Genomic DNA, 14,030 nt, shown 5'->3' on the forward strand with positions numbered 1-14,030 from the left:
AGCGCGAGTCACTACGGGTAAGGTGATCGAATCCTGTTCTAACGTAGGACGGATCCTAAAGGCCGGGCATTGACGTACACATTTCCGCCATGTTCGTAATCCAACACGGCAAAGGGCCTGAATTCGGGATATTTCCCGATGAGACGCCTTCCTATTTTCTGTAACGAAAATGTAATATTCGCTTTCGCATAAGAAAATAAAAACCCTTGGAGTGTCTCGATGTTTTCCTTCTTCCGACCTGCCGCGCATCAGGCCCCGCTGCCTGCAGAGCGCGTCGACAGCACCTACCGCCGCCTTCGCTGGCAGATTTTCGCGGGTATTTTCTTCGGTTACGCTGGCTACTACCTGCTGCGCAAGAACTTCTCGCTGGCCATGCCATACCTGATCGATGAGGGGTACACCCGAGGTGAACTGGGCGTTGCGATTTCAGCCATTGCGATCGCCTACGGTCTGTCGAAGTTCTTGATGGGGCTGGTTTCGGATCGCTCGAACCCGCGCTATTTCCTGCCATTCGGTCTGCTGGTGTCAGCGGCAGTGATGTTCGTGTTCGGTTTCGCGCCCTGGGCAACCTCGAGCGTGACCATCATGTTCATTCTGCTGTTTATCAACGGCTGGGCGCAGGGCATGGGCTGGCCACCGAGCGGTCGCACCATGGTGCATTGGTGGTCGCAGAAAGAGCGCGGTGGCGTGGTGTCGGTGTGGAACGTGGCGCACAACGTGGGAGGCGGCCTCATTGGTCCGCTGTTCCTGCTCGGTCTGGGCTGGACCAACGACTGGCACGCGGCGTTCTATGTGCCCGCTGCAGTGGCACTGTTTGTGGCGCTGTTCGCATTCATCACCATGCGCGACACCCCTCAATCCGTGGGTCTGCCACCGGTCGAGGAGTACAAGAACGACTACCCGGAAGGCTACGACGCGAGCCACGAAGAAGAATTCAGCGCCAAGGAAATCTTCGTCAAATACGTGCTGCGCAACAAAATGCTGTGGTACATCGCGCTGGCGAACGTGTTCGTCTATCTGCTGCGCTATGGCGTGCTGGACTGGGCACCGACCTACCTGAAGGAAGCCAAACACTTCGACGTCGACAAAACCTCGTGGGCGTATTTTTTCTATGAGTGGGCGGGCATTCCGGGGACGCTGCTGTGCGGCTGGATGTCGGACAAAATCTTCCGTGGCAATCGCGGCCTGACGGGCATTGTGTTCATGGCGCTGGTGACGGTCGCAACGCTGGTGTACTGGCTTAACCCGCCAGGCAACCCGACGGTCGACATGATCGCGCTGGTATCCATCGGCTTCCTGATCTACGGCCCGGTGATGCTGGTCGGCTTGCAGGCGCTGGAGCTGGCACCGAAGAAAGCGGCCGGAACGGCGGCAGGCTTCACGGGCTTGTTCGGGTATCTGGGTGGTTCGGTCGCGGCCAGTGCGTTGATGGGCTACACCGTGGACCATTTCGGCTGGGATGGCGGCTTCGTGATTCTCGTGGCGTCGTGTGTGCTGGCCATGGCATTCCTTGCTCCGACCTTGTGGCATACGCGGGTGGCGAGTCAGTCGCGTGAGGCTGTGGCTTAACCTTGCTCAAAAAATCGGCTTGGTAAGTCTGGATACTTATCAAGCCGGACTGCGATCAAGCCCTTGCCTTTGGCCGCCACTCAACGATCATTACGACGCTGGTCACGCTTGGCAGCCAACCGCTGCCTCATCTCTGCCATGACATCATCGTGAGCAATGTTTGGTCTGTTATCGTCAAGAGAAGCCTGCACTTTGGTGCGGAACCAGGCGTCGTATCTGGCCGCCTGCTCTTCTGACTCAAACTCGGAAACCAGTGGGGAAAGTTGGGCGCTCATTGGATATCTCCTTTGCGGGTCTGCGCAGTCTAGCTGCTGAGCACACAGGACTGAAAATGCGCTTCGCAACCGAATGTTAAACCGCCAGCAAAACCGGCTTACACCGTTTGAACCGCTCTTCCAGACTCAAGTCCGGCATGGCGTGGCTGCGCAGGGCCTGAATGGTTTGTTCGACGTATTCCCACGTGGTGCCATAACGACCGCTGGCGCTGGCCAGGACTTGAGTCAGTACGCTGTCAGGCAGGTTGCCGGCGTAGCTGGGCAGGTGGCGTTCAAGCACAAAACCCAACGCCTGGACCTTGGTGCCATCTTCGAGTCGACAACTGAGCCAGTGCGGGCGATAGGACGGAAAAGGCATTTCCCGCTGCCACAGCGCCAGCAATGACGCTTCGATGTTTTCTTCCGGCAGGCGATAAGCGAAACCGCTGCAGGAGCCGCCACGGTCCAGGCCAAAGACCAGCCCCGGCTGCTCGGGTGTGCCGCGATGCTCGTGGGACCATAGGTAGAGGCCACGATGGTAGCCATGAACCCGACCCCGCTGACGCTCCACCGCGGAGCACTCCGGGCGCCAGATGAGTGACCCATAGGCAAATAACCAGACGGGACCGCCTTTGTGACGGGACAGGGTGGCATGCATGGAGGCAAGGAGTTGATCGCGGGTCAGCTTCGGCCCAAGGTCGATAACGGGTGGGTAGGACAGCCCGAGGCCATCGTGCACGGCCTCCACCAAGCTATTGATTTGATTCCCCATCTGGCTCCCCCATTGGCCTGGATAACACCAATGTCGTGCTGAACACTTCTAAAGCGGCTCACGCAACAGCGAATCAACAGTCAGGCACCGTTGCGAGCAATGTGCAGGCGGTGACGCCTTGAAACCGGCTCCGCACATATTCTGATGCAATTAACTCTCCACCGAATCTGCCATCGGGCGGACGGTCAGGAACGCGGCGCGTAAGCAAACACATCCGCGCGCATCTGATGGGCATCCATGCCGGCGACCACCAGAGCATCCAGGGTGGAATAGACCATGTTGGGCGAGCCGCTGGCGTAGACCTGAATCGATTTCAGGTCGGCGAAGTCTTCGCACACCGCCTCATGCAGCATCCCGCAACGCCCCTCCCAACCGCATACATCACTGACAATCTTGTGCAAATGCAGGTTAGGCAGCGTTTTCCACTCGTCCCAATGCTTGAGCTCATAGAAGTCTTCAGGCCGGCGAACGCCCCAATAGACATGAACCGGGTACGGGAACCCCTTGGAACGGCAATGTTCGATGAGGCTGTGCATCTGCCCCATGCCGGTCCCTGCGGCGATCAACACCAGCGGACCGTCAGGCAGTTCGCCCAGGTGCGTGTCGCCGAAGGGCAACTCCACGCGGGCCATGCCTTCACGCTGCAACTGTTTGATCAGATTCTGCGCGCTGAATTCGCGGGCCAGCACATGAAACTCCAGATCGCGGCCGCTTTCGGGCGCTGAGGCCATGGAGAAGGCCGACTTCTCGCCGTCGTCCCGCTCGATCATCAGGTACTGACCGGCGTGATAACGCGGCGGCTTGCCTGCGGGCGCGCGCAACATCACGCGCCAGACGTCCCCGCCGACCTCGACGCACTCGGTCACCTGACAGGCAAACGTACGCACCGGCAATTCTCCCAGTGCCAGTACGCTGTCCCAGAGCACCACGCAGTCTTCCTGCGGGACGGCCAGACACGTGTAGATTTCGCCGTGGCCCTGCAACTCACCGTTTTGCACGACACTGCCCTCGACCAGCAGCGCCGAGCAGATATGGCAGTTGCCATTACGACAGCTTTGCGGGCATTCGTAGCCCAGCCGCTGGGCGGCATCGAGGATTCGCTCGCCGGGCAATGTCTCAAGTACAGCGCCCGATGGCTGCAAGGTTACGCGCATCAATCTATTCCCAGCTGATTCCAGATGTCGTCGATCCGGCGAGTGACGGCTTCGTCCTTGACGATGGCACGCCCCCATTCACGGGTCGTCTCGCCCGGCCATTTGTGCGTAGCATCGAGCCCCATTTTCGAGCCCAGCCCGGAAACAGGCGAGGCGAAGTCCAGGTAGTCGATCGGCGTATTGTCGATCATCACCGTATCGCGCTTGGGGTCCATGCGCGTGGTGATTGCCCAGATAACGTCATTCCAGTCACGGGCATTGATGTCGTCGTCCGTGACGATAACGAACTTGGTGTACATGAACTGTCGCAAAAACGACCACACGCCCAACATGACGCGCTTGGCGTGGCCGGGATACTGCTTCTTCATCGTCACCACCGCCATGCGGTAAGAACAACCTTCAGGCGGCAGGTAGAAATCAGTGATTTCCGGGAACTGCTTTTGGAGGATCGGTACGAACACTTCGTTCAACGCGACACCGAGAATGGCTGGCTCATCCGGCGGACGGCCGGTGTACGTGCTGTGGTAGATCGGTTTGATGCGGTGGGTGATGCGTTCGACAGTGAACACCGGAAAGCTGTCGACTTCGTTGTAATAACCGGTGTGGTCCCCGTAAGGACCTTCATCGGCCATTTCGCCCGGATGAATAACGCCTTCGAGCACTATTTCAGCACTCGCTGGCACCTGCAGGTCGTTACTCCGGCATTTGATCAACTCGGTCCGGTTGCCACGCAGCAGGCCCGCGAAGGCATATTCGGAAAGGCTGTCCGGCACGGGTGTCACGGCACCGAGAATGGTCGCCGGGTCAGCCCCCAGGGCGACGGAAACCGGAAATGGCTGTCCGGGATGCTTGGCGCACCATTCCTTGAAGTCCAGCGCGCCGCCACGATGGCTAAGCCAGCGCATGATGACCTTGTTGCGCCCGATCACCTGCTGACGATAGATACCCAGGTTCTGGCGCTCTTTATTCGGGCCTTTGGTGACGGTCAGTCCCCAGGTGATCAAAGGGCCGACGTCGCCAGGCCAACAGGTCTGCACTGGGAGCATGCCGAGGTCGACGTCGTCACCCTCGATCACGATTTCCTGACAAGGCGCGTCCCTCACGACTTTCGGCGCCATGGCGATGACTTTTTTGAAAATGGGAAGCTTTGACCAGGCGTCCTTAAGCCCCTTCGGTGGCTCGGGCTCTTTGAGAAAGGCCAGCAGCTTGCCGATTTCACGCAACTCTTCGGTCGATTCGGCGCCCATGCCCATCGCCACGCGCTCCGGCGTGCCGAACAGGTTGCCAAGGACCGGAATGTCGAAACCGGTCGGGTTCTCGAACAGCAGGGCCGGTCCCTTGTTGCGCAGGGTCCGGTCGCAGATTTCGGTCATCTCCAGTACGGGAGAAATCGGTACCTGAATGCGTTTCAACTCTCCGCGCTGCTCAAGCTGCTGCACGAAATCCCGTAGATCCTTGAATTTCATTAACCCGGCCACTTAACAAATAGATGCACATCCTACCTGCTCTGACGGCCGACAGCAGCAGCCTGAAGCGTAATCACCCGCCTTGAACGGCGTTTTCGCCAAGGAAGATCGGCGCCAGCAACGGCTTCATACGCTCGCCCCCTTGGTCCGACAGGTGATTTTCATCCATGTACTGCGAATAGCCGTCGAACTCCGCACGGCATATGCCGCCAGGGCACATCAATGCTGTCGGGTCGATCACTCGCACCTTGGGGTCTTCATTGCTCAACCGAGTGAACAGCGAATTCAAGAACTGCTGGCGAGCGAGGTGTTCGGCGATCGGTCGTCCCAGTCGCTCTGCAGACCGCCCGACCATCGCCAGACTCGCCAAACGCGCCACGGTACCCTGCCGTTGCAGCGGCACTTCCTTGAAAATCCACACGCGTGCGCCTGTCGCCCGCAGGTCGTGAACCATGGCCGTCAGATCCTTCGCCACTTGCTGTTCGGCGACAGGGCGGCTGTCGTCGCGATACAGAACGTTCTGCATGTCACCGTCCTCTTCGCCATACAGGTACAAACTCCAGCGCGCGGCCAGGACGACATCGCGGATCTTGTGTTCGCGAATGGATTGCAGCGTGGCCTGATTGAAATCCTGACATTGCCGGCGGGTTTCGTGCCCCAGAATCGGCGGACAGCCCGAAAGGCTGGCAAGCCAGACAGGAACTCCGTAACGCTCGGCATCCGCCTCGATCGCGGGCTTCAATGCGGCGGCATGGCTGTCGCCCCACACCAGTTGCACGGGCGGTGTGCGTTCGTCACCGCCGAAGCGACACACCTTCGTCAGGTCCTCGCTTTTACGCTGCAGCAGGCACTCCATCTGCCCTTGCTGCCAATCCCGGGCTTTTGCATATTGCATCGCCTGGCCGGAAAGACGTGATGGCACGCCATCCCCTTCACGCACAAGCTGCCCGGCGGCGCCGATGATCAGCAAAGCAGTCAATCCGGCAACCAGTACAGGCTTGCGCCCGGCCAGCAACCGTTTTTCGCGAAAGGGCAGCTCGATGAAACGCCAGCTCATCCATGCCAGAAGCAGGGTGAACACCACCCAGCCAGCGGCTTCGAATGCCTGCATGCCATCCACGGAAACGGCATTGGCATACACAAAAACCGGCCAGTGCCACAGGTACCACGAGTAGGAAATCAGGCCGACGCCGACCATCGCCCGCACGCTCAACACGCGTCCCACCAGGGTCGAGGCATGACCGTTGGCCCAAATCATCGCTGTAGCGCCCAACACCGGGAGCAGCGCTGCCCAGCCGGGGAATCGCGTGTACTTATCAAACCCGAAAATGGCGTACAGCACTGCGCAAAGACCCAGCGTGCTGACCAGTTGATACACCCACGCAGGCCCCTTGCGTCCGCCAGCCGGAATCACCGCCAGCATCGCCCCGCAGAGCAGCTCCCAGGCCCGCATGGGCAGCAGAAAGAACGCTGCATCGGGCTCACGCTTGACGGCCCACACGTTAACCGCGAATGACACGACCAACAGCCCGAACAATATCCAGCGCCAGTGTCGCAGGAAGCGAATCAACGCCACCATCAACAGCGGAAACAGGATGTAGTACTGCTCTTCGACCGACAGCGACCAGGTGTGCAGCAGTGGTTTGAAGTCGGAAGCGGGATTGAAATAGCCGTCCTGGCGCATGAACAGGATGTTGGACGCGAACATCGCCTGATAGCGCACGGCTCGGCCCAGTTGCGAGTAATCATTGGCCGGCATGATGATCCACCCCACCACCAATGTGGCGAGCATCATGACGCCCAGGGCGGGAATGATTCGGCGCGCACGTCGCGCCCAGAAATCGACAAAGCTGAAGCGTCCGGCGCTGATTTCGCGAAAGATGATCGAGGTGATCAGAAAGCCCGAGATGACGAAGAATACGTCGACACCGACGAAGCCACCGCTGAAGGCGCCGAAGCCGAAGTGGTAGAGAACGACCGGAATAACGGCCAGCGCCCGCAGACCGTCAATGTCACGACGATTACCAAAGGTGTGCATGACACTCCTTGTCTCTGGTTAATGGCTAGAAAAAGTCAAAAAAAATGGTGCCCCAAAGGAACACCATTTTTCTACAGACGCTCAGCGCGTTATTTGCGCTTCATCGACAGGAAGAACTCATCGTTGGTCTTGGTCTGTTTCAACTTGTCGACCAGAAACTCGATGGCAGCGACCTCATCCATAGGATGCAGCAGCTTGCGCAGGATCCACATACGCTGCAATTCGTCATCGGCGGTCAGCAACTCTTCACGGCGGGTGCCGGAACGGTTGATGTTGATGGCCGGGAACACACGCTTCTCGGCGATCTTGCGATCCAGAGGCAGTTCCATGTTGCCGGTGCCTTTGAATTCTTCGTAGATCACTTCGTCCATCTTCGAGCCGGTTTCAACCAGCGCGGTAGCGATGATGGTCAGCGAGCCGCCTTCTTCGATGTTACGAGCCGCACCGAAGAAACGCTTCGGTTTTTCCAGCGCATGAGCGTCGACACCACCGGTCAGTACCTTGCCGGAGCTCGGGATGACGGTGTTGTAGGCACGAGCCAGGCGGGTAATGGAGTCAAGCAGGATGACCACGTCTTTCTTGTGCTCGACCAGGCGCTTGGCCTTCTCGATCACCATTTCGGCGACTTGCACGTGACGGGTCGGTGGCTCGTCGAAGGTGGAAGCAACCACTTCGCCGCGCACGGTACGCTGCATTTCGGTCACTTCTTCCGGACGTTCATCGATCAGCAGAACGATCAGGTGAACTTCAGGGTTGTTTCGAGTGATGTTGGATGCAATGTTTTGCAGCATGATGGTCTTGCCCGCCTTCGGCGGCGCAACGATCAGGCCACGTTGACCTTTGCCGATCGGCGCACACAGGTCGATCACGCGACCGGTGAGGTCTTCGGTGGAACCGTTACCGGCTTCCATCTTCATGCGCACGGTCGGGAACAACGGCGTCAGGTTTTCGAACAGGATCTTGTTCTTCGCGTTTTCCGGACGGTCGAAGTTGATGGTATCGACCTTGAGCAGCGCGAAGTAACGCTCGCCTTCCTTCGGTGGGCGAATCTTGCCAACGATGGTGTCGCCCGTGCGAAGGTTGAAACGGCGGATCTGGCTCGGCGAGACGTAGATGTCGTCTGGACCGGCAAGGTAGGAGGCGTCTGCAGAGCGAAGGAAGCCGAAGCCATCCTGGAGGATCTCCAGCACGCCATCACCCGAGATTTCCTCGCCGCTTTTAGCGTGCTTTTTCAGCAGGGAGAAGATCACATCCTGCTTGCGCGAACGGGCCATATTTTCTATGCCCATCTGTTCGGCCATTTCGAGCAGATCGGTAATAGGCTTTTGCTTGAGTTCAGTCAGGTTCATATAGGAATGACGTAATCATGTATGGAGGGGGAAATTAAGCTTTTGGCTTAATGAGGCCGCGCCGCAGAGAAGGCGACAGGATCGCGTACAAATCGAAAGGAGAGCGTCGGCGACGGCTAGCAGGGGGCAACGGAGAAGCCGTTGCGGGGCCGAATGTACCACTTGATTTTCCGAGCGTCTAGTGCAACCCGGAAAAAAGCCCCGCTATTTGCGGGGCTTTACCGCCATCAGATGTTGGCGTCGAGGAATGCTTGCAGCTGGGACTTGGAAAGTGCGCCGACCTTGGTCGCTGCAACTTCACCGTCCTTGAACAGCATCAGGGTCGGAATACCACGAACGCCGTGCTTGGCTGGCGTTTCCTGGTTTTCGTCGATGTTCAGCTTGGCAATGGTCAGCTTGCCTTGGTAAGTGCCAGCGATGTCGTCCAGGACCGGAGCGATCATCTTGCATGGGCCACACCACTCAGCCCAGTAATCAACCAGCACAGGACCGCTAGCCTTCAGGACATCGGCTTCGAAGCTCGCGTCGCTGACGTGTTTGATAAGGTCGCTACTCATGAGATGTCTCCGAGGTCATAGGCAAAAAAACGTGGACCATCATAACTGTGTCACGCCGCGACAGGAAGGCGCGGGCGATTGTCTCTTGCTATGAACGTTCATGACTAGCTTTATTGAAGTGACTTGGCGGACCCACCTATGCCGCCTCTGCCAAAGGCGTAGGAGCGTGGCTTGTCCCGCGATCTGCCGGGAACCGGCAGCAAACCCAGCGAATGCGGTCTAGCTGACACACCGAAATACCTGACGTTACTGCCGCTGCGCGCCAGATCGCGGGACAAGCCACGCTCCTACAACGTACGAAGTGCCAGATACAGAGCGCGAGACGCCCGGTGCGACGCCCTTTGAGAGCGAATTCATTCGCGATTCGCTGGTGAGTCCAGTCAAGATGCGTCGGATGTAACGGCCAATCGCGAATGAATTCGCTCTCACTGGGTCATGCGTTTCGCCTAACAGGACGGGGGTTGGCTGATAAGTCCGCTAAGCCGAAGGCGCGACGAATACGATTCCGGTCCGCAGCGCTGCGCCTCTGATGTGCTCTTGCATGGCTTTTTGCGCCGGGCCCGAGGCGTTGCGAGCCAATGCGCGCAGGATCTTGCGGTGTTCCTGCCACGTTTCCATTGCTCTGCCCGCCCGAATAAAAGGCAGCTTCTGGCTCTCCAGAAAAATGTCGGCGCTGGCCGTGATGATCCCAAGAATGGCCTGATTGCCACTGGCGATCAGAATGCGCCGATGGAAATCGAAATCCAGTTTTGCCGCGCAGTCGAAATCCCCGGCCTTCAACTCCAGACGCATGGCTTCAACGTTGTCTTCCAGCACATCGCGTTCATCGGCGGTCAGCGTGACTGCCGCGAGCCCCGCCGCAAAGCCTTCCAGCGCATAACGCAGTTGAAACGTCTCCGAAGGCGAAGCGTGGGCCGCATAAGGCCAGGAAAAACCGCTCGTGCTCTGTTGTGGTTCAGAAACCGCCTGAACGAACACACCCTTACCCGGCTGCACGCTGACCACGCCCAACGCGCTTAATGATGAGAGCGCCTCACGCAACGAGGCCCGGCTCACACCCAGGCGAACCGCCAGATCCCGCTGCGAAGGCAAGCTGTCGCCCGGGCCATAGCCCTGCTCGGCGATCAGTTTGCGGATCGCTTGAAAGGCGGCTTCGGGTACGGCGACAGGGCTCGGGTGCATGGCGATTCAAACGAAATACCGTGGAAAAATCCTCTTGTAGCGCCATCGCGAAGTTTCAGCAAGTGACGCCCAAGCACGGGGCGCTGCGGCTTTCAGGCGCGCCAAAGCAGGGCGGTGGAATCGCTGACTGTTCAGACCAGTTAGACCGCAACGCACTTGCAACCCGCATTCCATGGTCGCGAATTCAGGGCTGGCATGAGCTGTGCACTGGAGGTTCGTCATCACCCACGACTCGTCCTGACTTCGGAGACGTCACATGACCAAGCGTTACAGCGCCCTGCTTGCCGCCCTGTTTGCCAGCTTCATGCTCGGCCAGGCCCCTGCCCATGCCAACGGCCTGGATGACGTGACCGCACGGGGTGTCCTGAAAGTCGCCGTACCGCAAGACTTCCCGCCCTTTGGCTCGGTCGGCCCGGACATGAAGCCTCGCGGCCTGGACATCGACACCGCCCAACTGATCGCCGATCAATTGAAGGTCAAACTCGAACTGACGCCGGTCAACAGCACCAACCGCATCCCGTTTCTCACCACCGGAAAGGTCGACCTGGTGATTTCCAGCCTCGGCAAGAACCCGGACCGTGAAAAGGTCATCGACTTCTCGCGCGCCTATGCGCCGTTCTACCTCGCGGTGTTCGGCCCACCTGACGTCGCCATCAGCGGTGTGGACGACCTCAAAGGCAAGACCATCAGCGTCACCCGTGGCGCCATCGAAGACATCGAACTGACCGCCGTGGCGCCCAAGGAAGCGACCATCAAGCGCTTCGAAGACAACAACTCGACCATCGCGGCCTACCTGGCCAACCAGACCGACCTGATCGCCAGCGGCAACGTGGTGATGGTCGCGATCAGCGAAAAGAACCCCAAACGCATCCCGGCGCTGAAAGTGAAACTCAAGGACTCGCCTGTGTACGTCGGCGTGAACAAAGGTCAGCCCGAGCTGCTGGCCAAGGTCAACGAAATCCTCGAAGCGGCGAAGAAAGATGGCGTGCTGGAAAAGAACTCGCAGACATGGCTCAAGCAGCCTCTGCCGGCCGATCTTTGATCTTCGATTGCTGACCCGAGGCGTTTAGATGGCTTATCAGTTTGACTTCATTCCGGTGCTGCAAAATGCTGACTTGCTGCTTCGCGGGGCCTTGTTCACGCTGGAGCTGACAGCCATTGGCACCTTGCTCGGCGTCAGCGTGGGCATCGTGGGCGCGATCGTCAGAGCCTGGAAGATCCAGCCGTTCTCGGCGATCTTCGGGGTCTACGTCGAGCTGATACGCAACACACCATTTCTCGTGCAGCTTTTCTTCATCTTCTTCGGCCTGCCTTCATTGGGCTTGCAGATTTCCGAGTGGCAGGCCGCGGTGCTGGCGATGGTGATCAACCTGGGCGCTTACTCCACGGAGATCATCCGCGCCGGCATCCAGGCGATACCTCGCGGACAACTGGAGGCGTCGGCCGCGCTGGCGATGACGCGTTTCGAGACCTTTCGCTACGTGGTGCTGGTGCCCGCACTGGGTAAGGTCTGGCCGGCACTGAGCAGCCAGATCATCATCGTCATGCTCGGTTCGGCCGTCTGTTCGCAGATTGCCACCGAAGAGCTGAGCTTCGCCGCCAACTTCATTCAGTCGCGCAACTTCCGTGCCTTCGAGACGTACATCATTACCACGCTGATTTACCTGTGCATGGCCCTGCTGATTCGTCAGTTGCTGGCATGGATCGGGCGTCGCTACATCGCGAGGAACAGCTGATGGATTTCACGCTTTGGGACATCGTGCGCAACCTGCTCACGGGCCTGCAATGGACGCTGGCGCTGTCGCTGGTGGCCTTCATCGGCGGAGGCGTGATCGGCTTGCTGGTCATGACCATGCGCATCTCCGACACCTCGGCCTTTCGCACCCTCGCCCGTTGCTACATTGAGCTGTTTCAGGGCACGCCGCTGCTGATGCAGCTGTTTCTGGTGTTCTTCGGTGTGGCATTGATGGGCGTGGACATTTCGCCATGGTTCGCCGCAGCGCTGGCGCTGACGCTATTTACCAGCGCCTACTTGGCCGAGATATGGCGGGGGTGCGTCGAGTCGATATCCAACGGCCAGTGGGAAGCTTCCGCCAGCCTGGCGCTCACGCCATTGGAGCAGCTGCGCTACGTGATCCTGCCGCAAGCGCTGCGCATCGCGGTGGCACCGACGGTGGGCTTCTCGGTGCAGGTCGTCAAAGGCACCGCCGTGACCTCGATCATCGGGTTTACCGAGCTGACCAAAACCGGTGGCATGCTCGCCAACGCTACGTTCCAGCCTTTCATGGTCTACGGCTTCGTCGCCCTGGGCTACTTCCTGCTTTGCTACCCGTTGTCGCTCAGCGCGCGCTACCTGGAAAGGAGACTTCATGCCTCTGCTTAGAATTTCCGCCCTGCACAAATATTACGGCGACCACCACGTTCTAAAAGGCATCGACCTTAGTGTCGAGGAAGGTCAGGTCGTGGCGATCATCGGTCGCAGCGGTTCGGGCAAAAGCACCTTGCTGCGCACGCTCAACGGCCTTGAGTCGATCAATGACGGCGTGATCGAAGTCGATGGCGAATACCTGGACGCCGCGCGCGCGGACCTGCGCAGCCTTCGGCAGAAGGTCGGCATGGTCTTCCAGCAGTTCAACCTGTTTCCACATCTGACGGTCGGCGAGAACGTCATGCTCGCGCCACAGGTGGTCAAGAAGGTCTCCAAGGCTGAAGCGACCAGACTGGCCAAGGAAATGCTCAACCGTGTAGGGCTCGGTGAAAAATTCGATGCGTTTCCGGATCGCCTGTCGGGCGGCCAGCAGCAACGCGTCGCCATCGCTCGCGCCCTGGCGATGTCGCCTAAAGTGCTGCTGTGCGACGAAATCACCTCGGCGCTGGACCCTGAACTGGTCAACGAAGTGCTGAGCGTGGTTCGCGAGCTGGCGAAAGACGGCATGACATTGATCATGGTGACCCACGAAATGCGCTTCGCCCGTGAAGTCGGCGACAAACTGGTGTTCATGCATCAGGGCAAAGTGCACGAAGTGGGCGATCCGCGGGAATTGATGGCTAACCCGAAAACGCCAGAGCTGGCGAATTTCATCGGTTCAGTCGAGCAGGCCTGAGCGCACCACAACCTCGTGACGGCTTGCTGGCGGATGCGGAGGGTCAGCGCCATCCACAGTGGCTGATACTCCGCATTCGTCCGAATTGCGGCCCATACCCTCGTAACCTCGGACGTCTCCCACAGGATCTGCGCCGTTCTGAGGACTTAAGAATGCCGCCGATACTGTAGGAGCCGGCTTGCTGGCGGATGCGGAGGGTCAGCGCCATCCACAGTGGCTGACACACCCCATTCGCTGCCCTCGTAACCTCGGACGTCTCCCACAGAGTCCGCGTCGTTGACGAGCTCGAGGCCATCCCTCAGATCCTGTCCAACCTCGGACCGGTGGGAGCCGGCTTGCTGGCGGATGCGGAGGGTCAGCGCCATCCACAGTGGCTGACACACCCCATTCGCTGCCCTCGTAACCTCGGACGTCTCCCACAGAGTCCGCGTCGTTCTGAGGACTAAGAACGCCGCCGATACTGTAGGAGCGCGCTTGCCCGCGAATTGCAATGGGTCAGCGCCATCCACAGTGGCTGATACTCCGCATTCGCTGCCCTCGTAGCCTTCTACAGCGTCTACAGAATATCTGCACCAGGCCCGGATA

Annotated in this window: 13 protein-coding genes; 5 read left to right on the forward strand and 8 right to left on the reverse strand. The window is 59.1% G+C overall.

Annotated elements, in window-relative coordinates:
- Window positions 1-219 precede the first annotated feature (219 nt).
- Window positions 220-1,569, forward strand: a complete 1,350-nt coding sequence (glpT, locus tag BMY73_RS11630; protein WP_092407196.1) for a glycerol-3-phosphate transporter — start codon at window positions 220-222, stop codon at window positions 1,567-1,569.
- A gap of 80 nt (window positions 1,570-1,649) precedes the next feature.
- Here glpT and BMY73_RS11635 read toward each other — a convergent pair whose 3' ends face one another.
- From BMY73_RS11635 to BMY73_RS11670, 8 genes are all read right to left on the reverse strand, one after another.
- Window positions 1,650-1,844: a type II toxin-antitoxin system RelB family antitoxin gene (locus BMY73_RS11635; protein ID WP_092407198.1), complete on the reverse strand. Its 195-nt coding sequence runs from the start codon at window positions 1,842-1,844 to the stop codon at window positions 1,650-1,652.
- Between the two features lie 76 nt (window positions 1,845-1,920).
- The gene (locus tag BMY73_RS11640) at window positions 1,921-2,595 is read right to left on the reverse strand and encodes a gamma-glutamylcyclotransferase (protein ID WP_062379605.1); all 675 of its coding nucleotides are present in this window, start codon (window positions 2,593-2,595) and stop codon (window positions 1,921-1,923) included.
- A 185-nt stretch (window positions 2,596-2,780) separates the two neighbouring features.
- A complete protein-coding gene (locus BMY73_RS11645) occupies window positions 2,781-3,749 on the reverse strand; it encodes a CDP-6-deoxy-delta-3,4-glucoseen reductase (protein WP_092407200.1) in 969 nt (322 codons plus the stop codon).
- Entirely contained in the window at window positions 3,749-5,215 is a 1,467-nt protein-coding gene (gene ubiD / locus BMY73_RS11650; RefSeq protein WP_092407202.1) for a 4-hydroxy-3-polyprenylbenzoate decarboxylase, read from the reverse strand. Before ubiD ends, BMY73_RS11645 begins: the two co-directional genes overlap by 1 nt.
- Before the next feature lie 73 nt (window positions 5,216-5,288).
- Window positions 5,289-7,253, reverse strand: coding sequence for an acyltransferase family protein (locus BMY73_RS11655; RefSeq protein WP_092407204.1), 1,965 nt, complete (start codon window positions 7,251-7,253; stop codon window positions 5,289-5,291).
- Between the two features lie 89 nt (window positions 7,254-7,342).
- Window positions 7,343-8,602, reverse strand: coding sequence for a transcription termination factor Rho (rho, locus tag BMY73_RS11660; RefSeq protein WP_027979976.1), 1,260 nt, complete (start codon window positions 8,600-8,602; stop codon window positions 7,343-7,345).
- Between the two features lie 227 nt (window positions 8,603-8,829).
- The gene (trxA, locus tag BMY73_RS11665; RefSeq protein WP_062379612.1) at window positions 8,830-9,159 is read right to left on the reverse strand and encodes a thioredoxin TrxA; all 330 of its coding nucleotides are present in this window, start codon (window positions 9,157-9,159) and stop codon (window positions 8,830-8,832) included.
- 477 nt (window positions 9,160-9,636) lie between these two features.
- Window positions 9,637-10,341 (reverse strand): FadR/GntR family transcriptional regulator, encoded by a 705-nt coding sequence (locus tag BMY73_RS11670; RefSeq protein ID WP_062379614.1) that lies wholly within the window; start codon window positions 10,339-10,341, stop codon window positions 9,637-9,639.
- 256 nt (window positions 10,342-10,597) lie between these two features.
- Between BMY73_RS11670 and BMY73_RS11675 the strand changes: the two genes are divergently transcribed.
- Genes BMY73_RS11675 through BMY73_RS11690 form a run of 4 tightly spaced genes read left to right on the forward strand, consistent with a single transcriptional unit; the run spans window position 10,598 to window position 13,445 of the window.
- Window positions 10,598-11,383, forward strand: a complete 786-nt coding sequence (locus BMY73_RS11675) for a transporter substrate-binding domain-containing protein (protein WP_092407206.1) — start codon at window positions 10,598-10,600, stop codon at window positions 11,381-11,383.
- 28 nt (window positions 11,384-11,411) lie between these two features.
- On the forward strand, window positions 11,412-12,077 hold the full coding sequence (locus BMY73_RS11680; RefSeq protein ID WP_062379617.1) for an amino acid ABC transporter permease: 666 nt from the start codon (window positions 11,412-11,414) through the stop codon (window positions 12,075-12,077).
- On the forward strand, window positions 12,074-12,724 hold the full coding sequence (locus BMY73_RS11685) for an amino acid ABC transporter permease (protein WP_175500173.1): 651 nt from the start codon (window positions 12,074-12,076) through the stop codon (window positions 12,722-12,724). The genes BMY73_RS11680 and BMY73_RS11685 overlap by 4 nt, the downstream gene beginning before the upstream one ends.
- Window positions 12,711-13,445: an amino acid ABC transporter ATP-binding protein gene (locus tag BMY73_RS11690; protein WP_062379619.1), complete on the forward strand. Its 735-nt coding sequence runs from the start codon at window positions 12,711-12,713 to the stop codon at window positions 13,443-13,445. Before BMY73_RS11685 ends, BMY73_RS11690 begins: the two co-directional genes overlap by 14 nt.
- Window positions 13,446-14,030 lie beyond the last annotated feature (585 nt).

The sequence above is a fragment of the Pseudomonas sp. NFACC02 genome (assembly GCF_900110765.1).
GTDB lineage: Bacteria > Pseudomonadota > Gammaproteobacteria > Pseudomonadales > Pseudomonadaceae > Aquipseudomonas.

Excerpts from the sequence above, each read along its gene's own strand:
- glpT (WP_092407196.1), top strand. The coding sequence starts at position 220 with ATGTTTTCCTTCTTCCGACCTGCCGCGCATCAGGCCCCGCTGCCTGCA.
- BMY73_RS11635 (WP_092407198.1), bottom strand. The coding sequence starts at position 1,844 with ATGAGCGCCCAACTTTCCCCACTGGTTTCCGAGTTTGAGTCAGAAGAG.
- BMY73_RS11640 (WP_062379605.1), bottom strand. The coding sequence starts at position 2,595 with ATGGGGAATCAAATCAATAGCTTGGTGGAGGCCGTGCACGATGGCCTC.
- BMY73_RS11645 (WP_092407200.1), bottom strand. The coding sequence starts at position 3,749 with ATGCGCGTAACCTTGCAGCCATCGGGCGCTGTACTTGAGACATTGCCC.
- ubiD (WP_092407202.1), bottom strand. The coding sequence starts at position 5,215 with ATGAAATTCAAGGATCTACGGGATTTCGTGCAGCAGCTTGAGCAGCGC.
- BMY73_RS11655 (WP_092407204.1), bottom strand. The coding sequence starts at position 7,253 with ATGCACACCTTTGGTAATCGTCGTGACATTGACGGTCTGCGGGCGCTG.
- rho (WP_027979976.1), bottom strand. The coding sequence starts at position 8,602 with ATGAACCTGACTGAACTCAAGCAAAAGCCTATTACCGATCTGCTCGAA.
- trxA (WP_062379612.1), bottom strand. The coding sequence starts at position 9,159 with ATGAGTAGCGACCTTATCAAACACGTCAGCGACGCGAGCTTCGAAGCC.
- BMY73_RS11670 (WP_062379614.1), bottom strand. The coding sequence starts at position 10,341 with ATGCACCCGAGCCCTGTCGCCGTACCCGAAGCCGCCTTTCAAGCGATC.
- BMY73_RS11675 (WP_092407206.1), top strand. The coding sequence starts at position 10,598 with ATGACCAAGCGTTACAGCGCCCTGCTTGCCGCCCTGTTTGCCAGCTTC.
- BMY73_RS11680 (WP_062379617.1), top strand. The coding sequence starts at position 11,412 with ATGGCTTATCAGTTTGACTTCATTCCGGTGCTGCAAAATGCTGACTTG.
- BMY73_RS11690 (WP_062379619.1), top strand. The coding sequence starts at position 12,711 with ATGCCTCTGCTTAGAATTTCCGCCCTGCACAAATATTACGGCGACCAC.